The organism is Vibrio sp. 10N.286.46.A8 (genome assembly GCF_041470165.1).
Lineage (GTDB): Bacteria > Pseudomonadota > Gammaproteobacteria > Enterobacterales > Vibrionaceae > Vibrio > Vibrio tasmaniensis_A.
This window is the reverse complement of sequence record NZ_JBFRLX010000131.1, coordinates 1-26,183: the sequence shown is the minus strand read 5'-3', so window position 1 is coordinate 26,183 and position 26,183 is coordinate 1. Positions and strand designations below refer to the sequence as shown.

22 protein-coding genes and 1 other RNA gene are annotated in these 26,183 nt (G+C 44.6%); 15 read left to right on the top strand and 8 right to left on the bottom strand.

Annotated elements, in window-relative coordinates; translation table 11 throughout:
• Window positions 1-22: 22 nt before the first annotated feature.
• Together ssrA and smpB are read right to left on the bottom strand one after the other, a co-directional pair.
• Window positions 23-389: a transfer-messenger RNA gene (ssrA, locus tag AB4232_RS13785) on the bottom strand.
• Window positions 390-455: 66 nt separating this feature from the next.
• A complete protein-coding gene (smpB, locus tag AB4232_RS13780) occupies window positions 456-941 on the bottom strand; it encodes an SsrA-binding protein SmpB (protein ID WP_004735156.1) in 486 nt (161 codons plus the stop codon).
• Window positions 942-1,060: 119 nt separating this feature from the next.
• On the opposite strand from smpB, the gene AB4232_RS13775 reads away from it, so the two are divergent.
• The gene (locus AB4232_RS13775; protein ID WP_004735157.1) at window positions 1,061-1,489 is read left to right on the top strand and encodes an SRPBCC family protein; all 429 of its coding nucleotides are present in this window, start codon (window positions 1,061-1,063) and stop codon (window positions 1,487-1,489) included.
• Between the two features lie 3 nt (window positions 1,490-1,492).
• Window positions 1,493-1,804 carry an RnfH family protein gene (locus tag AB4232_RS13770; RefSeq protein ID WP_009848325.1) on the top strand — a complete coding sequence of 104 codons (312 nt, stop codon included), beginning with the start codon at window positions 1,493-1,495 and terminating at the stop codon, window positions 1,802-1,804.
• Between the two features lie 149 nt (window positions 1,805-1,953).
• Here AB4232_RS13770 and bamE read toward each other — a convergent pair whose 3' ends face one another.
• The 3 genes from bamE to nadK form a co-directional block, all read right to left on the bottom strand.
• Window positions 1,954-2,313, bottom strand: coding sequence for an outer membrane protein assembly factor BamE (bamE, locus tag AB4232_RS13765; protein ID WP_009848326.1), 360 nt, complete (start codon window positions 2,311-2,313; stop codon window positions 1,954-1,956).
• 167 nt (window positions 2,314-2,480) lie between these two features.
• Complete coding sequence (recN, locus tag AB4232_RS13760) at window positions 2,481-4,145, bottom strand: DNA repair protein RecN (protein WP_102258213.1); 1,665 nt, start codon at window positions 4,143-4,145, stop codon at window positions 2,481-2,483.
• A 295-nt stretch (window positions 4,146-4,440) separates the two neighbouring features.
• Window positions 4,441-5,325 (bottom strand): NAD(+) kinase, encoded by an 885-nt coding sequence (gene nadK / locus AB4232_RS13755; RefSeq protein ID WP_009848328.1) that lies wholly within the window; start codon window positions 5,323-5,325, stop codon window positions 4,441-4,443.
• 143 nt (window positions 5,326-5,468) lie between these two features.
• Between nadK and grpE the strand changes: the two genes are divergently transcribed.
• The 4 genes from grpE to dnaJ all read left to right on the top strand — a co-directional run bounded on the left by grpE (window position 5,469) and on the right by dnaJ (window position 11,397).
• Window positions 5,469-6,050 carry a nucleotide exchange factor GrpE gene (gene grpE, locus AB4232_RS13750; RefSeq protein WP_009848329.1) on the top strand — a complete coding sequence of 194 codons (582 nt, stop codon included), beginning with the start codon at window positions 5,469-5,471 and terminating at the stop codon, window positions 6,048-6,050.
• Between the two features lie 388 nt (window positions 6,051-6,438).
• On the top strand, window positions 6,439-7,713 hold the full coding sequence (locus AB4232_RS13745) for a dicarboxylate/amino acid:cation symporter (RefSeq protein WP_009848330.1): 1,275 nt from the start codon (window positions 6,439-6,441) through the stop codon (window positions 7,711-7,713).
• Between the two features lie 337 nt (window positions 7,714-8,050).
• Window positions 8,051-9,964, top strand: coding sequence for a molecular chaperone DnaK (dnaK, locus tag AB4232_RS13740; protein WP_009848331.1), 1,914 nt, complete (start codon window positions 8,051-8,053; stop codon window positions 9,962-9,964).
• A gap of 287 nt (window positions 9,965-10,251) precedes the next feature.
• Window positions 10,252-11,397, top strand: coding sequence for a molecular chaperone DnaJ (dnaJ, locus tag AB4232_RS13735; RefSeq protein WP_017100070.1), 1,146 nt, complete (start codon window positions 10,252-10,254; stop codon window positions 11,395-11,397).
• 137 nt (window positions 11,398-11,534) lie between these two features.
• On the opposite strand, the gene AB4232_RS13730 is transcribed toward dnaJ, so the two are convergent.
• Window positions 11,535-12,017 (bottom strand): type IV pilin protein, encoded by a 483-nt coding sequence (locus AB4232_RS13730; RefSeq protein ID WP_135382096.1) that lies wholly within the window; start codon window positions 12,015-12,017, stop codon window positions 11,535-11,537.
• 51 nt (window positions 12,018-12,068) lie between these two features.
• Between AB4232_RS13730 and AB4232_RS13725 the strand changes: the two genes are divergently transcribed.
• The 7 genes from AB4232_RS13725 (at window position 12,069) to tadA (ending at window position 19,014) form a co-directional block, all read left to right on the top strand.
• The gene (locus tag AB4232_RS13725; protein ID WP_372087350.1) at window positions 12,069-12,575 is read left to right on the top strand and encodes a GspH/FimT family pseudopilin; all 507 of its coding nucleotides are present in this window, start codon (window positions 12,069-12,071) and stop codon (window positions 12,573-12,575) included.
• Window positions 12,556-13,188, top strand: coding sequence for a PilW family protein (locus AB4232_RS13720; RefSeq protein ID WP_269337102.1), 633 nt, complete (start codon window positions 12,556-12,558; stop codon window positions 13,186-13,188). The genes AB4232_RS13725 and AB4232_RS13720 overlap by 20 nt, the downstream gene beginning before the upstream one ends.
• Window positions 13,185-14,495, top strand: coding sequence for a hypothetical protein (locus tag AB4232_RS13715; RefSeq protein ID WP_017098040.1), 1,311 nt, complete (start codon window positions 13,185-13,187; stop codon window positions 14,493-14,495). Before AB4232_RS13720 ends, AB4232_RS13715 begins: the two co-directional genes overlap by 4 nt.
• The gene (locus AB4232_RS13710; protein ID WP_371703286.1) at window positions 14,485-14,934 is read left to right on the top strand and encodes a prepilin-type N-terminal cleavage/methylation domain-containing protein; all 450 of its coding nucleotides are present in this window, start codon (window positions 14,485-14,487) and stop codon (window positions 14,932-14,934) included. The genes AB4232_RS13715 and AB4232_RS13710 overlap by 11 nt, the downstream gene beginning before the upstream one ends.
• Before the next feature lie 297 nt (window positions 14,935-15,231).
• A complete protein-coding gene (locus tag AB4232_RS13705) occupies window positions 15,232-16,794 on the top strand; it encodes an AbgT family transporter (RefSeq protein ID WP_012603342.1) in 1,563 nt (520 codons plus the stop codon).
• Between the two features lie 216 nt (window positions 16,795-17,010).
• A complete protein-coding gene (locus AB4232_RS13700; RefSeq protein WP_372087349.1) occupies window positions 17,011-18,318 on the top strand; it encodes a hemolysin family protein in 1,308 nt (435 codons plus the stop codon).
• Window positions 18,319-18,375: 57 nt separating this feature from the next.
• Window positions 18,376-19,014 (top strand): tRNA adenosine(34) deaminase TadA, encoded by a 639-nt coding sequence (tadA, locus tag AB4232_RS13695; protein ID WP_017103935.1) that lies wholly within the window; start codon window positions 18,376-18,378, stop codon window positions 19,012-19,014.
• Window positions 19,015-19,075: 61 nt separating this feature from the next.
• Here tadA and AB4232_RS13690 read toward each other — a convergent pair whose 3' ends face one another.
• The gene (locus tag AB4232_RS13690; RefSeq protein ID WP_010438952.1) at window positions 19,076-19,210 is read right to left on the bottom strand and encodes a hypothetical protein; all 135 of its coding nucleotides are present in this window, start codon (window positions 19,208-19,210) and stop codon (window positions 19,076-19,078) included.
• Window positions 19,211-19,502: 292 nt separating this feature from the next.
• Window positions 19,503-21,071 carry a membrane-bound lytic murein transglycosylase MltF gene (gene mltF / locus AB4232_RS13685; protein ID WP_372049477.1) on the bottom strand — a complete coding sequence of 523 codons (1,569 nt, stop codon included), beginning with the start codon at window positions 21,069-21,071 and terminating at the stop codon, window positions 19,503-19,505.
• Window positions 21,072-21,400: 329 nt separating this feature from the next.
• On the opposite strand from mltF, the gene purL reads away from it, so the two are divergent.
• Together purL and AB4232_RS13675 are read left to right on the top strand one after the other, a co-directional pair.
• On the top strand, window positions 21,401-25,297 hold the full coding sequence (gene purL, locus AB4232_RS13680) for a phosphoribosylformylglycinamidine synthase (protein ID WP_372087348.1): 3,897 nt from the start codon (window positions 21,401-21,403) through the stop codon (window positions 25,295-25,297).
• A gap of 264 nt (window positions 25,298-25,561) precedes the next feature.
• A complete protein-coding gene (locus tag AB4232_RS13675; protein WP_004735180.1) occupies window positions 25,562-26,095 on the top strand; it encodes a DUF3332 domain-containing protein in 534 nt (177 codons plus the stop codon).
• Window positions 26,096-26,183: the final 88 nt, after the last annotated feature.

Genomic DNA, 26,183 nt, shown 5'->3' with positions numbered 1-26,183 from the left:
GAGTTGGCCCTTTCCAAACGTTTGGTGGAGCTGGCGGGAGTTGAACCCGCGTCCAAAAATCATTCATCATTGGTACTACATGCTTAGTCGATCTTTAATTTCACCAGCAACCTGCGAACCGACACGCTAGTTAAAGGCTAACCTGAATTGTTATTCGCGCTTTTCCTCTCAGGTGGGAGAATCCGCGCTAGCTAGTTTGGGTTTGATCTCTTATTGGTCCCCGTCTTACGAGCGGAAGCTAGGGTAAGAGAGCTCTGAGCAGGTTATTAAGCTGCTAGTGCGTAGTTTTCGTCGTTTGCGACTATTTTTTTGCGGCTTTTAACGTGGCCAACCGCCCCACGGCATGCACCTCAGACTTCAAAATTCCTGTCGAATCCTAAATCAGCCCCAAGTGTTATTTGCATAGTACCAGAAAAGCTTTGCCTGTCTAGCACTGTGCGTTTAAGTGCTTAAAATTAACGCAAATTACTCTTCATAATTCGTGCTTTATCTCTCGCCCAATCTTTTTCTTTCATATCAGTACGTTTATCGTGCAGCTTTTTACCTTTCGCTACGCCAACTTTAATCTTCGCCCAAGAGCGAGACCAATAAAGTGCGGTTGCGACAAGCGTCATGCCTTCACGGTTAATACGACCGATAAGGTTGTCGAGTTCTTTTCTCGACATTAGTAGTTTACGGATGCGTGTTGGGTTCGCCACGATATGAGTACTCGCTTGAGTTAGCGGAGTGATCGTCATACCACTGATGAATGCTTCGCCGTCTCGGATGTAGACGTAGCTTTCTGCGATATTGGTTTTGCCTTCACGTAGGGATTTTACTTCCCAGCCTTGTAGCTCAAGCCCCGCTTCTATCTCATCATCGATGAAATATTCGTGGCGAGCTTTCTTATTAAGCGCAATGGTATTACTACCGGCTTTTGATTTTGATTTATTCTTTGCCATAATGGCCTCATTATACGGATTGCACCCTAGTTGGGGAATCCTTTTTATTTGCGCTCTGGCCCAATACAATTAAAATTGCAGTTTGTGTTAATGTAACGCTGTCTTTAACAGGAGTCTATATGCCAAAGGTTACTCGTTCAGCATTAGTGTCGTTTAGTGCCGACCAGATGTTCAGCTTGGTCAATGATGTTGCTCGTTATCACGAGTTTTTGCCAGGGTGTTCTGGTTCACGTGTGATCGAATCTTCAGATTCAACTATGGTGGCTTCGGTTGATGTCTCTAAAGCGGGTATCAGTAAAACATTTACCACATCTAACCGCTTAGCGGATGGCGCTGAGATCTTGATGGAGCTGGTGGACGGCCCGTTCAAAAAGCTGCAGGGTGGTTGGTATTTTACTCCGCTCGATGAGCAAGCGTGTAAGGTTGAGCTTAAGTTAGAGTTTGAATTCTCTAGCCGAATGATTGAAATGGCATTTGGTAAGGTTTTCAATGAGCTGACGAGTAATATGGTAAGTGCTTTTACTCAACGCGCGAAGCAGGTCTACTAAGCCATGACTATTGAATCGGATATGATCCACGTAGAGGTTGTGTTTGCACTTCCGCATGAACAGCGTGTGTTTACTTTAGTAGTAAACAAGCACGCGACCGTTGAAGAGATCATTGCGCAGTCTGGCGTTTTGGAATTATACCCAGAGATCGACTTAGCAAAAAACAAGGTTGGTGTGTTCAGCCGCAACGTTAAGCTAGATGCGACGGTTCGCGATAAAGATCGTATCGAAATCTACCGAGCACTGTTAGCCGATCCAAAAGAGATTCGCCGTAAGCGTGCTGAACAAGCAAAAGCGGCCGCTGCTAAATCGTAATGCCAAACAAGTTTGACTAAGAAGAGAGCTCGCTATGTTGGCGAGCTTTTTTGTGCCTGTTGGTTAGACACGCAGCTAATTTGTTAGCAGATATTAAAAAGCCTGCTTGTGAGCAGGCTTTTTCGATTCTGGCTTTGTTGACTGGAAAGCTAGCGAAGGCTTTCGAAGAACTCATCACTGGCTTCAAAGTCACCATTGATCGTCACTAGAGTACCAGTGGCATCAAAGTTCACGACAAGGTTTTTCTGAATAGGGTCGTTATGGCCTTTTTGGTGGTGGTAAATGTAGTACCACGTATCTGGGTAGCCATTTTCGATAAGCATAGGTGAGCCCATAACGTAACGAACTTGTGTTTTTGTCATGCCAAACTTGAGCTGATCGACAGCTTCTTGTTCAACATAGTTACCCTGATTGATGTCAATTCGATAAACCAACTTCTCTAGTAGAGAGCAACCGGTCAACATTGTTAGTGCAAGTGGAACTGCAACTAACCACTTTTTAATTCGCATAGTTTGAGATCTTTCTTCGCTAAAATACTGCCTGATAATAAACAAGCTCCAGCAAGAAGTAAAAAGCTCCTTGCGCTTTGAGCTTGTTATGACTGGCAATTTTGAATTAAGTTGCAAAATTGCCAAGAATTTTCGGTAAATTATCAGAAAGTTGCTGAATATGTAACCTATGCTGCGATTAATAACTCTTTTGCGTTGGCAAGCGTCGATTCGGTAATTTGGCTGCCACCAAGCAGTCGAGCAAGCTCTGAAACGCGTTGTTGTTCATCAAGCGTGTGCATTTGAGTCTCGGTTTTACCTGATTTCGTGTTCTTCGCAACAAACAGCTGTTGGTGACCGCAACCGGCAACTTGAGGTAAATGCGTCACACACATCACTTGCGTAGATTCGCCCAGTTTTCGAAGCATTTTTCCGACAACCGCAGCGGTTGGTCCACTGATACCCACATCGACTTCATCGAAAATCAGGCTTGGTGTATCCACTTTTTGCGCTGTGATCACCTGAATCGCTAGTGAGATTCGTGATAACTCGCCACCAGAAGCCACTTTAGCAATCGGCTGCATTGGTTGACCTGGGTTGGTCGAAACAATGAAGGTCACGTTATCCATACCCAATGGGGAAGGGTGTGTGTTGGTGTTGTTCACTTCAATGGCAAATTGCGCTTTTTCCATGCTCAGTTCGTGCATGCTTTGCGTGATCAGCTTGTTGAGCTCTTTTGCGTAACGAGTTCGAGACTTATGAAGTTTCTCTGATTTAGCCACGAACGATTGGTATTGGTTTTCTACCTCGTTTGCTAATTCTTCCAACTTTTCATCAGAGCAATCAAGCGCTTCAACTTGTTGTAATAAGTCTTGATGGTGCTTATAAAGCTCTTCTGGCAACACGTGATGTTTACGAGACATCGACATTACTTTTGAGAAGCGCTCTTCAACGTAAGCCATACGACCTGGATCGACATCAATGCCATCTAGGTATGTCCTTAACTCGTTATTGGTTTCTTCAATCTGAATAATGGCTTCAGACAATAAGTTTGGTAACTCAGCCAATCTTTCATCTAGCTCCGCTAACTGAATTAAGGAGTTATTGGCCGATTGCAGAATACCAAGCGCATTAACTTCTTCACCTTCATAAATAAGCTCGATAGCTTGTTGGCAGGTTGTGGCCAGTTCTCCGCTATTGGAGAGGCGCTTATGCTCTTGTTCGAGGTCTTCATATTCTTCCTCCCCAATAGACAGCTCATTTAACTCTTTGATTTGGTATTCAAGAAGTTGTTTTTGAGCTTGGTTTTGCTGGCTATTTTCACGTAACTCTTTCAAGTGGTTATCGGCTTGTCGCCAGGCTTGGTAAGCATTACGTGTCGATTTCAATAGGTTCAAGTGACCTGCGTATTGATCAAGCATGGCCATTTGGTAATCGCTTTTCATCAACTGATGGTGCGCGTGTTGACCATGAATGTTGATCAACAGCTGTCCAAGCGATTTTAATTGTGAAAGAGGCACGGGACTGCCGTTGATGAATGCGCGAGAACGACCTTCTTTAGAGATGGTTCTGCGTAGGATGCATTCACCGCCATCAAGCAGTTCATTGTCTTCTAACCAGCGGGTAGCATGCAGATTGTTCTCAAGTAAAAAAGCGGCACTGACTTCGGTTTTTTCTTCACCTTGTCGAACCATTCCTGCATCAGATCTTCCTCCAAGACACAAGCCTAAAGCGTCGATAGCGATAGATTTACCCGCACCAGTTTCTCCGGTGATTGTTGTCATGCCTTTAGAGAGTTCTAGCTGTAAAGACTTAACAATAGCGAAATTATTAACACTTAGATGAGCCAGCATTTTTATTTACCTGTATAACTGAACAATACTGTATATAAGCTCAGTATATACTGTTTCTTTATACAGTAAAGTCAGCAGGTGAAAATTTTTTGCGACAGATCTCAGAATTGAGGTTGTTCGTAGATCACTGAAACCGCTATAGATTCCCAATTCGATCGTTCCTCCCTCTTGATAATGACGGTATAAGAAAATTGACGAGAAGCGAGAGCCGACGGGCTTTCTATGGGCAATAAAAAAGGCTGACGAATGTCGTCAGCCTTTCAAATTTTCGGTTACCACTGGAGCTTTTATTCTTTTAGAACAACTTACTCGACCAGCCTAGTTTGTTACGTAGAACATGGTAGTAATTGTAATCTTTAGGGTGGATCAGCTTGAGCACATTCGGGCTTTGGTAAATGTGGATCTCATCGCCAGGGGAAACCGGTAGCGAGATTTGACCATCGCAACTGACTTCCTGAGTTCCGCGGTTATCAGGCGATACAATCAGCTTGATACGACGCTTTCCATCCACCACAAGTGGTCGGCTTGAAAGGGTGTGCGGGAACATCGGTACTAATGAAATTGCATTTAAGCTTGATGACAGGATAGGACCACCACCAGAAAGCGAATAGGCGGTTGAACCTGTCGGTGTTGATACGATCAAGCCATCAGAACGCTGTGAGAAGGCGAAGCTGTCATCGATATACACTTCGAACTCGATCATATGTGCGACTTGACCGGGGTGAAGTACTGCTTCGTTGAGTGCGGCGTTGTGGCTTTTTATTTGGCCATGACGATGAATTTCAGTTTCAAGTAAGAAGCGCTCTTCTTCCATGAATTCACCCTTGAGTACATCAGTAAGCGCACTCTGGAAGTTTTCAGGATTAAGATCGGTAAGGAAACCTAGGTTACCTCGGTTTACGCCAATCACTGAAATATCGAAACGTGACAAGATTCTAGCGGCACCGAGCATATTTCCGTCACCACCCACCACAATGGCGAGATCGGCGCGTTTACCTAATTCAATTAGGCTAGAAAAATGTTCTTGTGGGATATCGTCTAAAATTGTAGCGAGTCTGTCATCCACAAACACTTGATAACCCTCAGTACTTAACCACTGATAGAGCTCTCTATGAGTCTGAATTGCTTGCTGATCTCGAGGTTTACCAATAATGGCGATGACTTCAAATGGCTTTTTCATAACGTTTCCAAACGAATTAGGCTTGAATCAAAATTCTTCATCCCCATAATAAAGGCAAGTTGAACGTCTATGCGAGTGTTTTATATCAATTTGGGGTGCAAACACACCTGTCACTTGCATTGAAAACGAATTCTGGAGAGATCATGAGCAACGAAGAAAACAAAGTAACGGAAGAAGAGCTAGATCAAATCATTGCTGAAGCTGAGAAAGTTGAAGAAGCTGAGCTAAATGAAGAGTCTGTTGATGAGCAAGAAGCAAAAATCGCTCAACTAGAAGCTGCACTACTTTCTAGCGAATCTAAAGTGAAAGAGCAGCAAGATTCTGTTCTTCGCGCAAAAGCTGAAGTTGAAAACATGCGTCGCCGTAGCGAGCAAGAAATTGATAAGGCGCGTAAATTCGCTTTGAACAAGTTTGCTGAAGGTCTACTTCCTGTCATCGACAACCTAGAGCGTGCAATGCAAGCGGCAGATGCTGAAAACGAAGTGGTTAAGCCACTGTTTGAAGGTGTTGAGCTAACGCACAAAACGTTCGTAGACACAGTTGCTAAGTTTGGTCTTAAAGAGATCAACCCTGAAGGTGAAGTGTTCAATCCTGAATTCCACCAAGCGATGTCTATCCAAGAAAGTCCAGATCACGAATCAAACACGGTTATGTTCGTAATGCAAAAAGGTTACGAGTTAAACGGTCGTGTGGTTCGCCCTGCGATGGTTATGGTTGCTAAGTAATGACGTGTTACGCTGCCAAGTGATTGAGTCGCGCATTGACTGAGTAAGTCGCGGCGACAAAATAAATCACTGGTTTACGTAAAATGAAAAGAGAGGCATATGCCTCTCTTTTTTTGTGCCTATAACTTGAGACCCCACGTAAATAGTCATCAAAACCGCATTAAGAATGTTGTTCTTTTTATATTACCCAGAACAATGATTTAGAGTTTTATATTATGAAACTGGTTGTTAATAAGGAAATGTTTTGATGTCACACTTGTAATGTTTTTGTAAATAAATGCTTTTAATTGTTATCTTTGTATGTAAAATCCACTGCGATATAGCGATTTGAATCGCATATATAACTATAAAAGTACAAATTTCAAACACAACAAACTGGAGAAGAACGATGGATAAATCGCTCTCAAGTAAGATTTTTGTAGGCTTGTTTGCCGGCCTACTTATTGGTACTGCTATTCAGTACCTATTCAACGGTATTGCAGTATTTGATACTTACCTGCTAGGTCTAGCAGAAGGTGTCGGTGGTATGTTTGTCTCTTTGATCAAACTATTGGTTGTTCCACTGGTATACGTATCTATCGTTTGCGGAATTGTTGAATTGAAAGACATCCGTTCTTTCGGTCGCCTAGGTGGTAAAACTTTTGCTCTTTACATTATCAACACCATCATCGCGATTTCTGCAGCCCTAACTGTTGGCCTTATTTTCCAACCGGGTGCTGGTGCAGATTTAGCCGGAACGATCTCTGAGACAGTTCAACTAACAACAACTGAAACTCCAGATATCTTCTCTCTTGTTGTGAACATCGTTCCTAGCAACCCAGTTCAGGCGTTTGCAAGCGGCGACATGCTACAGATCATCTTCATGGCGATTTTGACTGGTCTTGCTATTCAGGCTCTTGATTCACGTGGCGGTCCAGCGATCAAAACGTTCAAGATGGCTAACGAAATCATGATGAAGCTTATCGGCCTAGTCATGAGCTTGGCGCCATTTGGTGTATTCGCTCTGATGATTCAACTAGGTGCGACACTGAACGCTGAGACACTTATGTCTGTAGCGGGCTACGTAGCGCTTGTTGTTGCGATGCTAGTGTTCTGGATTTTCTTCTTCTACCCAATGATGGTTGGTATCGCGACAGGTATTACGCCTAAGCAATTCCTACGCGCAACTCGTGAGCAAATCCTTTTCTCACTATCGACGGCAAGTTCGAACGCGACTATCCCAGTAACAATGCGCACTCTAACTGAAAAGCTTGGTGTATCAAGATCTGTGGCAGGCTTCGGTGTACCACTGGGTGCGACAATGAACATGTCTGGTGTTTCTATCTACATCGCACTAGCGACAATGTTCGTAGCAAACGCATTCGGTCAACCAATCAACACGGCTGACATCTTTACTCTGGGTCTAACTATCTTGCTACTGTCTATCGGTGCTGGTGGTGTTCCTGGTGGTGGTGTTGTAATGGTAGGTGTTCTATTGCACCAACTAGGTTTACCACCAGAAGGTCTAGCTATCATTGCTGCGGTAGACCGTATCAACGATATGTTCTGTACTTCTTCTAACGTAGTAGGTGATACAGCGGTTAACACTATTGTTGCTAAGTCTGAAGGCGAAATCGGCGTTGAAACAAACGAAGAAGCTGAGCTAAAGAAAGCAGAAGCGTAATCAGAGATTTTCCTCTATAGATGAAATCTAAGTGGAAAGCCTGAGTAGACAAACGGAGCCTAAGTGGCTCCGTTTTTTATTGGGTGATAAACCCAGTTACTGGGCTTACGTGAAGGTAATGATATGTATTCGTGTCTAACCATTCCTTTTATCAAAATAAATGTGAAAAAATCCAGTATCCCCCTTGAAAAGGATTCGTGAGCCCTTATCTATGGTGCATACGAAAGCAAAATACATTTGCATTTAAATTTGTGTATTAGGGTTGAATCCCTGATTACTACCCCCCACATAGTGGGTATAGCAAAAAACTAAATAGAATTTATTCGGAGAAAGCCTGATGGGTCGAATCATTGGTATTGATTTAGGTACTACTAACTCTTGTGTTGCTGTTCTTGACGGTGACAAACCACGCGTATTAGAAAATGCTGAAGGCGAACGCACAACAGCATCGGTAATCGCATACACTGAAGGCGAGACGCTAGTTGGTCAACCTGCGAAACGTCAAGCTGTTACTAACCCTCAAAACACGCTATACGCGATTAAGCGTCTAATCGGTCGTCGTTTTGAAGATGAAGAAGTTCAACGCGATATCGAAATCATGCCTTTTAACATTGTTAAAGCTGATAACGGTGATGCATGGGTTGAAGCGCAAGGCCAAAAAATGGCTGCTCCTCAAGTATCTGCTGAAGTTCTTAAGAAAATGAAGAAAACAGCTGAAGACTTCCTAGGCGAAGAAGTAACTGGCGCAGTAGTAACTGTTCCTGCTTACTTCAACGATGCTCAACGTCAAGCAACGAAAGATGCTGGCCGTATCGCTGGTCTAGATGTTAAACGTATCATCAACGAACCTACTGCTGCTGCTCTGGCTTACGGCCTAGACAAGCAAGGTGGTGATCGCACTATCGCTGTATACGACCTTGGTGGTGGTACATTCGATATCTCTATCATCGAAATCGATGAAGTAGAAGGCGAGAAGACTTTCGAAGTTCTTTCAACTAACGGTGATACTCACCTTGGTGGTGAAGATTTCGATAACCGCATGATCAACTACCTAGTAGATGAGTTCAAGAAAGAGCAAGGTATCGACCTTAAAGCTGATCCACTAGCAATGCAGCGTGTTAAAGAAGCAGCAGAAAAAGCGAAAATCGAGCTTTCTTCTACGACTCAAACTGACGTAAACCTACCTTACGTTACTGCTGATGCGACTGGTCCTAAGCACATGAACATCAAAGTGACTCGTGCGAAGCTTGAGTCTCTAGTTGAAGACCTAGTTCAACGTTCTCTTGAGCCATTAAAAGTTGCTCTAGCAGATGCTGACCTATCTGTAGGCGAAATCACTGACGTTATCCTAGTTGGTGGTCAGACTCGTATGCCTATGGTTCAAGCTAAAGTAACTGAATTCTTCGGTAAAGAGCCACGTAAAGACGTGAACCCTGACGAAGCTGTTGCAATGGGTGCTGCTGTTCAAGGTGGTGTACTAGCTGGTGAAGTTAAAGACGTTCTTCTTCTAGACGTTACTCCTCTATCTTTCGGTATCGAAACGATGGGCGGCGTAATGACTAAGCTTATCGAGAAAAACACAACTATCCCTACTAAAGCGGATCAAGTGTTCTCTACAGCTGAAGACAACCAAAGCGCAGTAACTATCCACGTTCTTCAAGGTGAGCGTAAGCAAGCGACTTACAACAAGTCTCTTGGTCAGTTCAACCTAGAAGGTATCCAACCAGCACCACGTGGCATGCCACAAGTTGAAGTAACATTCGACCTAGATGCTGATGGTATCCTGAACGTATCTGCTAAAGATAAAGCGACAGGTAAAGAGCAGAAGATCACTATCCAAGCATCAGGCGGTTTGTCTGAGGAAGAGATCGAAGCAATGGTTCAAGAAGCAGAAGCTAACAAAGAAGCTGACAAGAAGTTCGAAGAGCTAGTAACTGCACGTAACCAAGCTGACCAAATGATTCACGGCACTAAGAAGCAAGTAGAAGAAGCTGGTGAAGCTCTACCTGCAGACGAGAAAGCTAAAATCGAAGCAGCTATCGAAGCTCTAGAATCAGTTAAGTCTGGTGACGACAAAGAAGCTATCGACGCTAAAGTTCAAGAACTTATGCAAGCAGCTCAAAAGCTAATGGAAATTGCTCAACAGAAAGCTCAAGCTGAACAAGCTGGTGCTGACGCTGGTGAACAACCTAAGCAAGACGACGATGTGGTAGACGCTGAGTTCGAAGAAGTAAAAGAAGACAAAAAATAATTTCGTCGCAGAGTAGCCTGATTTCGTTGTCGGAAGTGCTCACCTACTAGCGTAGGCTCCGCGCTTCCTCCTAGAACTCAAGCTACTTGCTTAGAAATTCATTGTCTCAAAGACTTATTATTGCGGGCGTCAGAGGTAACTCTCACGCCCGTAAATTTGTATTTAGACTTGTCGATCTAGATAATAGCTTTATTCGGCGTTTCAGCCGACAGAACTTTTATCTAGATTGATACACAGACTGCTGAAGTGATCATTCGGCAGTAGCAATTATTTTGGTGACCTAGAACATGTCAAAACGTGATTTTTACGAAGTATTAGGCGTAAGCCGCGATGCATCAGAGCGCGATATTAAAAAAGCGTACAAACGCTTAGCGATGAAATTCCACCCGGACCGTAATCAGGGTGATGAAAGCGCAGCAGACAAATTTAAAGAAGTAAAAGTAGCGTACGAGATCCTAACCGATGCTCAAAAGAAAGCAGCTTACGACCAATACGGCCACGCAGCTTTTGAACAAGGTGGCATGGGTGGCGGCGGTTACGGCGGCGGTGGCCAAGGTGACTTCGGCGATATCTTCGGTGACGTATTTGGCGATATCTTCGGCGGCGGTCGTCGTGGCGGCGGTCAAGCGCGTGCTCAACGTGGTTCTGATTTGCGTTACAACATGGAGCTTTCTCTAGAAGAAGCCGTTCGTGGTGTATCTAAAGAGATTGAAGTACCAACACTTGTTGAATGTGACATTTGTGATGGTAGCGGCGCGAAAGCGGGTTCTTCTGCACAAACGTGTGGTACTTGTCATGGCCACGGCCAGGTACAAATGCGCCAAGGTTTCTTTGCGGTTCAACAGACTTGTCCTACTTGTAATGGTAAAGGCAAGATCATCAAAGACCCATGTAACTCATGTCATGGCCAAGGTCGTAAACAGAAGACGAAAACGCTTAACGTTAAGATCCCAGCAGGTGTTGATACTGGTGATCGCATTCGTCTATCTGGCGAAGGCGAAGCTGGAGAGCACGGCGCTCCAGCTGGCGACTTGTACGTACAAGTACACGTAAAAGAGCACAATATCTTTGAGCGTGACGGCAACAACCTTTACTGCGAAGTGCCAGTAAGCTTCTCTATGGCTGCTTTAGGTGGTGAAGTTGAAGTTCCAACACTCGATGGCCGTGTAAACCTTAAAGTGCCAGAAGAGACACAAACGGGCCGTATGTTCCGTATGCGTGGCAAAGGCGTGAAAGGCGTTCGTGGCGGCGGTGTGGGTGACCTAATCGTTAAGCTAGTGGTTGAAACACCGGTTAAGCTAAGCTCTCGTCAAAAAGAACTACTGCGCGAATTTGAAGAAACATGTTGTGGTGAAGCTGCAAGCAAGCACAAGCCAAAATCTGAAGGTTTCTTCAGCGGCGTGAAAAACTTCTTTGATGACCTAACTAAGTAATTGATAGTGATTTGAAATTTTTAAAGCCTGCCAGTGTGCAGGCTTTTTTGTATCTGTAGATCAGAGAAAAGAAGATCAGAGAAGAAAGAGTCGAGATTTCTCAGATAAATTATCGAGCCCTTTGGTGGTTGTTCTTGTTACTTCCAACACGCTTCTGGCTCTGAAACACCCGAGTGATGTAACTCCAGAATATCAGTCGGTGAGTCTAAGCAGTCATCATTTGTCTGTGGTGCGTGTGGTTCTGCTTGAATGGAGTATGAGGTACTGCTAGCCGAAATTGTTAGTGTGTACCTGCTTGTATCGGTATCGCAAAACGAGCACGTCCCTCCCGAAACTATGTTTCCAGCAGCTGTGGCATAATTTCCGGCGTAAGCACTCTCAAGTTCAAGTTGAATTTTTGCCATATCTCCTATCGCTGTCATTCGATGCGATTTTAAAACATGGTTTGTGTAGCTTGGATAAGCTATTGCACTGAGTACTCCTACAATGGCAACAGCGATCAATACTTCGATCAGTGTCATTCCTTTCATACTTAAATTGTTGTTGTTACATCTTTTTATTCGAATCTTCACGAGTAGTTTCCTTTCATAACCCTGTCCATTTTTCTCGGGTGGTAGCATCGGTGCAAGATTAAATATGCTTACGCACCTGATTACATAGGAATTTGGGAAATGACTCGCGGGTTTACTTTATTAGAGCTGTTAATAACGGTGTCGATACTGTCGATATTGGTAGCGACGGCTACTCCGAGTTTTAGTTCAGTCACCCAAACAGTCAAGATACAGCGCCTTGCTGGGGAGTTGAATGGTTTCTTAGTACAGGCAAAGTCTGAGTCTGTGAAAAGAAATCAAAAACTCTGGGTACATTTCTCGACGGCTAAAAATGAAGAGCAATCTACGGGGGAGTGGACAGTATGGTTGAAGCCTACGGAAGATCTGTCTGGTGATACATTGCTGATGTTGTCGGGAGAACCGTTTCGAGATTTATCGTTTTCTCATAACTATACAGGCTCAAAAATCAGCTTTGAAAGTGTAAGAGGAAGGCCTGCCAGAGGTACGATTTATTTGGCTCCTAAAAGAGCTTCAACCGACCGGCTTTTGATTAAACTATCTAGCCCTCCTGGGCGAATTAAAGTGTGCGGCGAATCAGGCGCTCAGTATGGTTACTATGCTTGCTAAGGCCCGCAGCAGAAGCTTGCGAAAGCAAAAGGGCGCATCTCTCATTGAACTGATGGTCACCTCCGTTATTGGTGTATTCGCGATTGCTATTATCGGCAGCGTATTTATGACGGGGCACAGAATAGCCAAAGATAAAGGTATTGAGCTATTGCTGCTGCAAAACCTTACGAGCACGATGCAGGTAATGAAAGAGGATATTCAACGAGCAGGCTACGATGGTTCAAATGGTGAATCCCTGAAGCTATTAGATGCCGTTAATACGATTCATGTTAGCGGTGGTGTTGAGGTGGGGTTTGTCTATTTGAAAGAGGGATCAACTGACGGAAAAAATTACAGGAATATCGTGTATAAAAAGGAGGGGACTCGATTGAAAATTTGTGAAAAGGGCGTTCTTACTTCAGGGAACATTTTAGCCCATGATCAAGTTACCTCATGCTACTCACTTTTCGACGATAGCATTATTTCCGTCGACGATTTATCAATATCCTCACAAGTGTTGAGCAAAAATGGGGTGAGCACTACGCTCACTGATTTGAATATTGTTGCGTCAATTCCGAGTGCTGGGATCTCTAAAGGCGTCGCTATAACCGTTAAGCAAAGGAATTGGCAATGACCTCGGTAAAGCAGCAAGCTGGAGTAGCTACGTTGTTAATCACATCTGTTTTAGTGTTGAGTGCTTTAATTGTTACTTTGGGCACCTATCGCAGTGTTTTTCATCAAATTAAGGTCGCGCAGAATGAAGTTCAAGTTCGCAAAGCTCATTGGAACGCGGAGGCTGGGTTGGAGTGTGGTTTTACCTATATAGCTGAAAATGATCTCACGGCTATTCCCAATGATTTAATGAATCACTGTCAGCAGTCGAAAGTCCTCACGTTGAAATCAGATAACCTAACACCGAATATATTGGTGTCGAGTGCTCACTATTTATCTCTCAACAAAGAGATAAGTTTTAACAATTCGTCGGGGCTAGGGGCGATGCAAACCAATTCGAGTTTGGAGTTTATTTCTGATCACAATATCGATATTACCCCAGATATTAGTCTTACTGCGGTCGGTGGTATTAACGAATGTGTGTCTGTTCGGTTCTTAGATAGTGTGATCTATAAAAACCAAGGCGGCGGGCGTTTAAAGACAATCACACCTACGGGCGGCCTCCCTCCTTTTCCTACCTTTGAGTCTTGCCAACCGACAACCGATATTAGCCGCAATGCAACCATTGATTCAGTTGGGTCATTGCCTTCAAATGCTTTTCAATCAGATTTCAAATTTGACCCAGCCATCGATACTTTCTCTAATTACTTTGGGGTATCTAAAACGCCAGAAAATATTGACCAGATTAAGCGTGATTATCATGTGATTGACCTCATTGACAGGACTGTATCTCCCCCCAAGCACATTGATTTAGTCAATGGGAAGTATCAAGGTAATAAGTGTAGCCAAGCGATTAATAACGCCTTTACTAGTGGCAAAGATAAGGTGTGGGTGATAGGTGATTGCGTGGTCTATCACCCACCAATTAATGTGGTAGAACCTATCCCCGGTGTTATTACTCCACGTTCATTAGTGATTCAAGATGGCATCGTTGCGAACGGTAATGCAAGTGTGTTTGATGGTTCCTTTTATCACCTAAATGATATGATCATATACGACGAACCAGCCTCACCTGATGTTGATACGGACCTATTGAGCGGCTTATGGGCCAAAGTTCCAAATACGATACCTATCGCCGGCTTAGTGCAGAGCAATTCGGTTTATATTGGATTTGCTTCTTTTTTTCCCAAGGGAGGGATGTTCTTTGATTCAGTAGGCGGGTTATCGACAATTCAAGGTTCGATTAACTTAGATTACACAGGCGAATACAACCCCCATAGTGTTCCTTTGAAAGCCAAATGGAAAAAGGGATCATGGAATGACTTATAAAAATTCAGGTTTTAGCTTGATAGAGGTCCTGATCTCTTTTCTATTGATCGGTATCGCTTCGCTAGGGTTGGTTAAGCTACAGGTCTATGCAGAACAAAAATCGGATTACGCGCTGCACAGTGTAGAAGCGCTTCACTTTGCTGAAAGGCAGATGGAGTATTATCGAACTCGTGTATCGGATGTGGGGGGAGCTGTAGGGTTAATCCTTTTTACGGATCTCAATCAAGCGGACTACTGTCGCAATGCGACAAGTTCGGATCCTTTATCTGGTTTGTCGGGCTCTGGGTATACGATGAGCTGTGAGGTGACAAATGCCAGTGGTGCCTTGTCTCACGCTTTGAAAAACATTACGGTGACTGTTGCATGGCAAGATCGCATGAACCGTGCGCAAAGCATTCGCCTCGAAACTATGCTCTCTAAATACAGTGAATTTGATTGATCTATTAAGCAAACGTTTACTGCATGCCAAGCCCTACGCTTCTCCTTTACTGATAGTTTTCACTCCTCGGACATTGTTTACGTGCCAGTTAAAACCCTGTATATGGAATGGTGTTTTTTGTGTTTTTATATTGTTGCTGTTGTACAGTATTTTTGCAAAATATGTCTCCATTTATGGAAAATGATGTGGAACCTTGTGCTTTTTAACAGCGACTTTAATAGAATATGTGCTGTACCAATAGGCCATGGTCAAAACTTATATTAGGCCTAAACAAACAACATCACATATGGAGTTACCATGAGTAACCAAGCCGTAAAAAAAGCACCATCGACTGAGAAGATCAGTGGTATGGACCGCTTTCTAAACTTCATTGAACGCGCCGGCAACAAAATTCCAGATCCAGCAATTTTGTTCTTCTGGGCTCTAGTTATTGTATGGGTAGCATCTGCACTTTTGTCGAACCTTTCATTCGACCTAATCAACCCTCAAACGGGTGCTGCTCTTGAAGTAAACAACCTACTTACTGGTGAAGCGCTTGCTAGCTTCCTAGCGAATATGGTTACCACGTTCACAGGCTTTGCACCGCTAGGTATCGTACTTGTTGCTATGCTAGGTGTTGGCGTTGCTGACTCTTCAGGCTTCATTACGACTGGCCTTAAGAAGATGCTGAATTTCACGCCAGCTAAGTTGCTAACGCCAATGCTAATCCTTGTTGCTATCGTGTCTCACACAGCAGCAGATGCAGGTTACGTTCTAGTAATCCCTCTTGGCGGTATCATCTTCCACGCTGCGGGTCGTCACCCTCTAGCGGGTATTGCAGCAGCGTTTGCTGGTGTATCAGGTGGTTTCTCAGCGAACTTCATTCCTTCAGGTATTGATCCGCTACTCGCAGGTTTCACTCAAACAGCGGCAAACGTTCTTGACCCTGCATATGTGATCAACCCTCTAGCGAACATCTTCTTTACTGGTTTGTCTTCAATTCTAATTGTGGCAATTGGTTGGTACGTTACAGAGAAAATCATCGAGCCTCGTCTTGCTAATACGCCCGTAGATGAAGATGCAGAACAAGCACCTGATCTAGGTACGTTCACAGCCATTGAATCTAAAGCATTCAAATTCGCTGGTTGGGCAATGGTTGCCGGTATTGGTCTGCTTATCGCGGCTCTAATGCCTGAAAACTCAGCACTTCGTTCACCAGAAGGCGAACTAACGGCGTTCTCAGCACCAGTAATGAAGTCTATCGTTCCTCTGATCTTCATCCTGTTTATTATTCCGGGTATCGTCTACGGCCGTGTAGCGGGTACATTCAAGAATAGTAATGATGTTATCAAAGCAATGTCTGAGACGATGGCAACGATGGGCGCATACATTGTAATGTCGTTCTTCTGTGCTCAGTTCCTATCAGCATTTGCTCAATCAAACATCGGTACTATGCTGGCGCTTTACGGTGCTGAAGGCTTGAAAGCAATGGATCTTCCTGGCGAAGCAACGGTTGTTGGTATGATTCTACTAACGGCTTCAGTTAACCTTCTTGTAGGTTCAGCTTCAGCAAAGTGGGCACTGATTGGTCCTATCTTAGTTCCTATGTTAATGGTTGTGGGTATCTCTCCTGAGCTATCTCAAGCGGCTTACCGTGTAGGCGATTCAGTGTCTAACATCATCTCTCCACTGATGGTGTTCTTCCCACTGGTTGTTGTTTACTGTCAACGTTACGTTAAGTCGACAGGTATCGGTACTCTAGCTTCTCTAATGATGCCATTCTCGATTGCTATGCTAATCGGTTGGTCTATCTTCTTGCTAGGTTACTGGGCTCTTGGTATCCCGCTAGGTATCCAAGCTCCTTACACTTACACAATGTAAGATTGAACTAAGCAAAATTAAGCTTTATTCATTGCTAAGCCCGCACCGAAATGTGCGGGCTTTTTTTTGCTATTTTTTTCTGTTTTTTTTATCCAAGACTTTTTATATCCCAAACTTTCTATATCCAAAACTTTTTATATTCAAAATAAAGGCACTCAGCTTATACTCCGGATTACGGCTAATTGTTGGCCGGTAAATTTAGGAAATCCAAGCCACATGAAGATTCTGCTTTTAGTAGGGTTAATTGTTTTAAATGGTCTGTTTGCCATGTCAGAGATTGCACTGGTAGCAGCAAAGAATAGTCGGCTGAAACGCTTAGCCGAAAAACATCGCTCCGCTCAGGTTGCTCTTGAGCTCAAAGAAAATCCAACCCGCTTCCTTTCAACCATTCAAATCGGTATTACGGTAATCGGCCTACTCAGCGGTATTGTGGGTGAGGCGACGCTTTCTGCTCCACTGGCCGTTCAACTTGAACTGTGGGGACTCGATCCAACACAAGCGAATATCCTGTCTACCACGGTAGTCGTTGTGGGTATTACTTACTTCGCGATTGTTGTAGGTGAGCTAGTGCCAAAACGTTTTGCTCAATCTCAAGCTGAAAACATTGCTGTGCTAGTCGCGCTGCCTATCTTCTGGTTATCTAAAATTGCGACGCCGTTTGTGTTTGCGTTGTCTGCTTCTACGGAAGGTATTCTCAAGTTAATGGGACGTGGTGGCGAAGAAGACAGTGTGACGGAAGATGATATTCATGCACTCGTGAAAGAAGGCTCGGAATCTGGTGTGATTGAACGTGGCGAGCAAGAGATGATTCGCAATATCTTACAGCTTGATGACCGTTTGGTGAGCTCGTTGGTGACGCCACGTCGAGACGTCGACTTTCTGGATATTAGCCAACCGGTTGAGCAGATATTTAAAAAGCTGCGCAGTTCAAAGCATAGTGTGTTTCCATTGTGCCAAGACCACCTCAATAAAGTGGTCGGTACGGTGTCAGCCAAAGCCTTATTGAATCAGGCGGGCAATTTAAACATTCAAGTGATCATGGGGCTATCTCGCTCTCCGATCTATGTTCCTGAATCGATGAAGGCTTTACGTCTACTTGGCTATTTTAAAGAGTCGGGTACAGAGATGGCATTCATTGTTGATGAATATGGCGATGTTCAAGGCCTTGTGACTCATTACGATATCCTAGAGGCGATTGCTGGTGAGTTATCGAACAACCCTAAAGATCTTTGGACAGAGCAAGTGGAAGATGGATTGCTGGTGGATGGATTGATTCCTATCAGTGAACTGAAAAACCGCTTAGAGCTGTCGGATTTTGAGGGTGAAAGCGAGAGCTTCCAAACGTTGAATGGCCTAGTGACTTGGTTAATAGGGCGCTTACCTGATGCCGGTGAAGTTGTTCAATACCAGCAGTGGCAGTTTGAAGTTATCTCTGTTGAGAACAATCGCATTGTGAGTATCAAAGCGACGCAAATAGCCGATGACATAGAAGGCGCAATAGCTAGCGATCCGCCTAATCAGTAAGCGGCGATTGTTCATTGCCTCTTATCTCTTTATTGTTCATTATCACGAAGATTAGGTATGCTTCACCGCATACCTATTTTCGTTTTTATCCTTTGTTTTCTGGAGCTCCCTTTGTCAGACCATCAATTCAGCCCTCAAGATGAAATCTTCATGCGACGCGCCATCGAGGTAGCTAAGCAAGCAGAAAAAGAGGGAGAGGTTCCCGTTGGTGCTGTTCTAGTGAAAGATGGGGAGGTTATCTCTGAAGGATGGAACCGCTCGATTGGCTGCCACGATGCAACCGCACATGCAGAAATCGAAACCTTGCGTAAAGCAGGTCAAGCCTTGGAAAACTATCGCTTACTTGATACCACCTTGTATGTCACCTTAGAACCGTGCCCAATGTGCGCGGGTGCCTTATTACACAGCCGAGTAAAGCGCATTGTGTTTGGTGCTCCAGACTTAAAAGCGGGTGCGGCGGGTACGGTATTGAATCTCTTTGAAAGCCAAGCCTCATACCACTATGCCGATGTTGAGCATGGTTTGTTAGAGGAAGAGTGTCGTGAACAATTACAGGCGTTTTTTAAGCGCCGTAGAAAAGAGATCAAAGAGAAGCGAAAGCTTGAGCGTTTGCAGGAAGAGCAGCGTTTAGAATCTGACAAGGCAAGTAATAAGAATAAGGTCAGTAACAAGAACAAGGTCTGCAACAAAAAATAGCAGCGATCTTTCGGCACTCTCAATCATAAGAGTGCCAAGCAAACTTAGTTGGTCATTACTTTTACTCAGCAATCATCTGCATGAAAGCACGGTTGCGCCAAATGATCTTCTTCTTATTATTTGAAAGCATACGCTTACGACGGTTGGCAGCAACGGTCTTATCAAGGCGTTTCGATTTCAGTTTGTTCTTCATCATTTCAACGATTTCCTATTTGTCGTCTGGCTTTGTAAGTATGACTTCAGTTTTAATTATAGTGGTTATTTGCTTATAAGCTTTGCCACGAACTTAGCGTTGGCTTTCTGAACCACTATCGTGATGGCTAAGAGCTGAATGCAACAGAGCATTATGTCGCTTATGGTGTGACGTTATAAAGTTCGATTGTTACTGCAATATGACACTCTGGATATCGCAGGCGTTTTGTTTGTTTTGGTCATTTATCGTGATGCAATAAAAAAGAGCAATGCTAAATGGCATTGCTCTTTTTCTTTTATTTGGAAGACTCAGCGTCGTTCACTGCGGATTCAGTTTCACTGATTGTTGATTCAGCATTTGATACCTCTAGAGGTGGGATAACTACCAAACCTTCAAGGCTCGCTTCTTCCTCTTTATTACGCTTATTTACATGGCCAATAATGCTCTGATAATAACGGCGAATGTTCTCAACGTAATTCCTTGCTTCATCACCACGCGCATACCCGTAACGAGTTTTGCTGTAGTACTTCTTCTGTCTTAGCAGAGGAAGCCTGTCTTTCACATCACCCCAAGCATCAGGATCACCGCCTTGTGCTTTGGTTAAGCGACGAGCATCCATCATGTGCCCGTAACCTACGTTATATGAGGCAAGCGCAAACCAGATCTTTTCATGCTGAGTGATTGAGTCGGGCACTCGATTCACGATACGACGTAAATATTCAACACCGCCTTGTACCGACTGTTTCGGGTCGAGACGATTGGTTACACCAACGCTCTTCGCAGTAGGCAGTGTCAGCATCATCATGCCTCGAACACCGGTTGGAGAGCGTGCAACAGGATTCCAGTGTGACTCTTGGTATGCTAAAGCGGCAATCAAGCGCCAGTCAAATTCTTGAGAATATTTCTGAAATAGTGGCGACCATTTTGGCAGCTTGCTATCCAATGCACGGATAAATGCACGAGTATCAACGTAATCAAAAGTGCCGATATGGCCGATGTATTTTTCTTCTAGTGAAGCCAGTTCACCAGACTGTTTTAGGTTACCAAAGAACTCAATCAGTAATGCATAAAGGCTTTCATCTTCAGATTTCTGTAAATACCAAGAGATAGGTTGATCTTCTGTCAGTTCAAAAGCTAAGGCTACGTCTGGGTATAAACGTTGTGCGAGTGACAGCTCAATCGAGTCCGCAACAGTAAACAAGCGTTCACCAGTCGACACTTCTTTTAGCAGGTCATTGATGTCAGCATTACCTATTGCATCGTAGATAAAGTCATCGTGCTTGTTCTGGATCTGTTTTAGTGTTGGCTCAAAATGTGAGTCCTTCACTACCACCAAAGATGGCGTCAATGTTTCGGTAGATGCCGTTTCTTCTGATTCAGTTTGTGCTTTTACGAAATCAGCTTGACGCTTATTCTCGAACTTGATCAGTTGTTGAAGGTTTCTTGGGCGCCACTGTCCTTTTTTATACACCACTTGCTGGCTTACATAGTAATAGGCGGGCGCAGCGCGATAAGCGCGTGTCAGGTTATTGTTTTGCGTTAACCCTGTCGCGATAAGATCGATCTCGCCTTTCTTTAAGGCTGGAAAGAGGCCGGATAAACGGTAAGCGGGTTTAATCTCAAGCTGGACACCAAGCTCCTGCGCAAATTCACGAGCTAACTCGTAATCCAAACCAGCAGGGCCATCGGGACCAATGTAATAAGAGAGTTGGTTATTTAGGGTGCCGACGCGAAGAACGCCTCGCTCTCGTATCTGCTCAAGGACACTTTTAGGTTCTGACTCAATCTGGCATCCAGCTAACCCAACTAGGGCAATGGCAAGCAGAAGGAACTTAGACGAAAAGATGAGCGTAAATTTAGGCATCAAAATGAAATCTCGAAAAGTGGAAGCCCCTTTATACCAAACCCCGCAAGGCTGGCAAAGCAGGTTTATTTAAACAGTTGTAAAAGTGCTGATAAATGCAGCAAAAGTACCATTTACGCATAAAGATAAAAAAAATCACGCAAACGGTTGCTTTTGGTGTTACGTCACAAAAAGAAATGCTTTATAATGCGCTCGCATTGAAGAGGTGGAATCGGCATAGGTTTGGCAACCTTCGGGAATAGCTTCGAAGAAAACAGTTAGGTTGTTCCTGTAACCCACTGAATTTATTCCAATACTACCTTAATCAACTGCATAAGAGACCTAAGCACATGAGAATTTTGCGTGGCTCCCCAGCTCTATCTGAGTTTCGTGTTAACAAGCTTTTAGAGCTTTGTCGTGAATTAAGCTTACCTGTAACAGGTATTTACGCTGAGTTTGCCCACTTTGCTGATCTAACGGCAGACCTAGATGAGTCTGAAGTTGAGAAGCTAGAAAAGCTACTGACTTACGGTCCAACGATTGAAGAGCATGAACCTGAAGGTTTACTGCTGCTTGCAACGCCACGCCCGGGCACTATCTCGCCTTGGTCTTCAAAATCAACAGATATCGCACACAACTGTGGACTGGCTAAAGTGTCACGTCTAGAGCGCGGTACTGCTTTCTACATTGAAACCTCTGCCGAACTTTCTGAGCTTCAACTTGTTGAGCTGAAAGCAATCCTGCACGACCGTATGATGGAAGTGGTTTTCACTGACTTCGAATCAGCGGCGGCACTATTTACCGTGGCTGAGCCTGCTCCTTATGCGGAAGTTGACCTATTAACTGGCGGACGTAAAGCGCTTGAAAAAGCAAACGTTACCCTAGGTCTTGCACTTGCAGAAGATGAGATCGATTACCTTCTTGAAAGCTTCACCGAGAAGTTAGGTCGTAACCCGACTGACATCGAACTAATGATGTTTGCACAAGCGAACTCAGAGCACTGTCGTCACAAGATCTTTAACGCTGATTGGACTATCGATGGCGTTAAGCAAGAAAAATCATTGTTCAAGATGATTAAGAACACCTTTGAAACGACACCAGAGCACGTTCTGTCTGCTTATAAAGATAACGCAGCGGTAATGACAGGTTCTGAAGTGGGTCGTTTCTTCCCAGATCCAGAAACTCGCCAGTACAACTACCACCAAGAAAAAACACACATCTTGATGAAAGTTGAAACGCACAACCACCCAACGGCAATCTCTCCATGGCCGGGCGCATCAACAGGTTCAGGCGGTGAAATCCGCGATGAAGGCGCAACTGGTATTGGTGGTAAGCCAAAAGCAGGTCTGGTTGCTTTCTCTGTATCTAACCTGAAAATTCCGAACTTCGTTCAACCTTGGGAAACTGACTTTGGTAAGCCGAGCCGTATCGTTACTGCTTTGGATATCATGCTTGAAGGTCCTCTTGGTGGCGCAGCATTCAACAACGAATTTGGTCGTCCAAACCTATTAGGTTACTTCCGTACTTACGAAGAGAAAGTAAACTCTCACGCAGGTGAAGAAGTTCGTGGTTACCACAAGCCAATCATGCTGGCTGGTGGTCTAGGTAACATTCGTGATGATCATGTTCAGAAGAAAGAGATCCCAGTAGGTGCAAGTCTAATCGTTCTTGGCGGTCCAGCAATGAACATTGGCCTTGGTGGTGGCGCTGCATCTTCAATGGATTCGGGTTCTTCTTCTGAAGACCTGGATTTTGCTTCTGTACAACGTGAAAACCCAGAGATGGAGCGTCGTTGTCAGGAAGTTATCGACCGTTGTTGGCAGCTTGGTGATGCGAACCCAATCGCATTTATCCACGATGTGGGCGCGGGCGGTATCTCGAATGCTCTTCCTGAGCTAGTAGACGACGGCGAGCGTGGCGGTATCTTTAATCTACGTGACGTGCCAAACGATGAGCCGGGCATGAGCCCACTTGAGATCTGGTGTAACGAATCTCAAGAGCGTTATGTAATGGCGGTTGCTGATAAAGACATGGCAACATTCGATGCGATTTGTAAGCGTGAACGTGCACCTTACGCGGTGGTTGGTAAAGCAACAGAAGAACGTGATCTGAAATTAGAAGATTCACACTTCGACAACACGCCAATCGATATGCCTATGGACATCCTATTAGGTAAAACGCCTAAGATGCACCGTGACGCGAAAACGCTAAAAGCAAACAACCCAGCGATTGACCGTTCTGGTATCGAACTAAACGAAGCGGTTGACCGTATTCTTCGCCTACCAACAGTGGCAGAGAAAACATTCCTTATCACTATCGGTGACCGCTCGGTAACAGGCCTTGTAGCTCGTGACCAAATGGTTGGCCCATGGCAGGTTCCTGTAGCAAACTGCGCAGTAACAGCAGCAAGCTACGACTCTTACCATGGTGAGGCGATGTCTCTTGGTGAGCGTACGCCAGTAGCACTTTTAGACTTTGGCGCGTCAGCTCGCCTAGCGGTTGGTGAAGCAATCACTAACATCGCAGCGACGAACATCGGCGATATCAAACACATTAAATTATCAGCTAACTGGATGTCTCCAGCAGGTCACCCAGGTGAAGATGCAGGTCTTTACGAAGCGGTTAAAGCGGTTGGTGAAGAGCTATGTCCGGCTCTGGGTCTAACTATCCCTGTGGGTAAAGACTCAATGTCGATGAAGACTAAGTGGGAAGAGAACGGCGAGCAGAAAGAAGTAACGTCTCCGCTATCTCTTGTTATCACTGCATTTGCACGTGTTGAAGATGTTCGTAAGACGATTACGCCTCAGCTTCGCACTGACAAGGGTAATACAAGCCTAGTTCTTATCGACTTAGGTAACGGCAAAAACCGTCTTGGTGCAACGGCACTAGCGCAAGTTTACAAGCAGCTTGGTGATAAGCCAGCAGACGTAGACAATGCAGCACAATTAAAAGGTTTCTACGAAGGCGTTCAAGCACTTGTAGCAAACGACCAAGTTGTCGCTTACCACGATAAAGGCGATGGCGGTCTGTTCGTAACGCTAGCTGAAATGGCGTTCGCAGGTCACTGTGGTGTTAATGCAAACATTGAAGCTTTAGGTGAAGACACACTAGCTGCACTATTTAACGAAGAGCTAGGTGCGGTAATCCAAGTTCGTAACGACGACCTAGACGGAGTTCTTTCTACTCTTGCAGCAAATGGTCTAGAAGCGTGTTCACACGTAATCGGTTCTGTTGAAGCATCTGATGAGCTAGTGATTAAGTCTGGCGAGTCTGTAGTGATTGAGCGTAACCGTACTGAACTACGTACTATTTGGGCTGAAACTACGCACAAGATGCAAGGTCTACGTGATAACCCAATCTGTGCAGACCAAGAACATGAAGCGAAGAAAGACAACTCAGACCCAGGTCTGAACGTGAAACTAAGCTTTGACGTAAACGAAGACATTGCTGCTCCTTACATCAACACGGGCGCTAAGCCTAAAATGGCGATTCTACGTGAGCAGGGTGTTAACTCTCACGTTGAAATGGCAGCCGCATTTGACCGTGCAGGCTTCGAAGCAACTGACATTCACATGAGCGACATCCTAACGGGTCAAGCGGTACTTGAAGAGTACAACGGCCTTGTGGCTTGTGGTGGTTTCTCTTACGGTGATGTACTGGGCGCTGGTGAAGGTTGGGCTAAGTCGGTTCTGTTTAACGACTCTACGCGTGACCAGTTTGAGAACTTCTTCAAGCGTGAAGATACCTTCTCTCTAGGTGTGTGTAACGGTTGTCAGATGCTATCTAACCTGCGCGAGCTAATCCCTGGTGCTGAGTACTGGCCACGTTTCGTTCGCAACGAATCTGAGCGTTTTGAAGCACGTTTCAGCCTCGTTGAAGTTCAGAAGTCAGATTCTGTGTTCTTCAACGGTATGGAAGGCTCTCGTATGCCAATCGCTGTTTCTCATGGTGAAGGCCGCGTAGAAGTGCGTGATAACGACCACCTAAACGCGATTGAAAACTCAGGTACAGTTGCCCTACGTTACGTTGACAACAACGGTAACCAAACGCAGCAATACCCGAACAACCCGAACGGTTCGCCAAACGCTATCACTGGTTTAACAACGACGGATGGCCGTGTGACTATCATGATGCCTCACCCAGAGCGTGTATTCCGTACGGTTGCAAACTCTTGGTCTCCAGAAGGTTGGGGCGAGAACGGCGCTTGGATGCGTATGTTCCAAAACGCACGTAAGAATGTGGGTTAATCACTTTCTTACAGGCCGCATTAATCTAGGCTAGGTTAAGCAAAAACGAAAAGCGCAGATCGAAAGGTCTGCGCTTTTTTATTGGCAACTCTTCCGGAACCAGAGCGAAACAAATTAGGTTTGCAGTTTGCTGTTCTAAAAATCTCCACTACGCTAAATGTTATGGAATCAATTTGTTAGGCCATCATTTCTTGTGTTCATACAAGAACAATTCAATTTGGCCGTTCAAAAACTGAATCAATCATCGTGGCATAAGAGGGATCTATGAAAACAACAATCACAAAAGCAGTTGCAGTGGCAGCGATTGTCATGTCGTTAGCTGGGTGTGTCGGTAGTAATGCCGTTACTGGTAAATTAATGAAGTTCAACGTTGAGGTTGTAGATAACCGTTACGCTCGTGCAGGGGTCAACTTCTTGCTTGCTCCAGTTTACGCTTTAACATTCGCAGCCGATTACATCGTATTTAACTCGATCGAATTCTGGGCAGGGAAAAACCCACTGACTGGCGCGCCTCATATATTCGATAGTAAAGTCGATACTATGATTGATGTGAACGATAGCCTTGACGATTCACTGAAAGATGCACCACTTGGGTTCAATAATCGCCATATTGAATGGGGTGAGATGCAACAGATCGATGAGAACACCATTCAAATGGACATCACCTATAACGATGGCCAGAAGGCTGTTCTGACGGGGGTTCGTGATGGTGACAAGGTCAGTTACTACATGGATGGAACATTGGTTTCAGAGACTTCTATTCAGGCTCTTGAGCAGCTAGCAGCCGAGAAAGCGTAATGCTTTCAGTTTGATATAGATAAAAGAAAAGCCGCTGGATTTAACCCCAGCGGCTTCGTATTTTCTAGCATCTAGCATCTAGCATCTA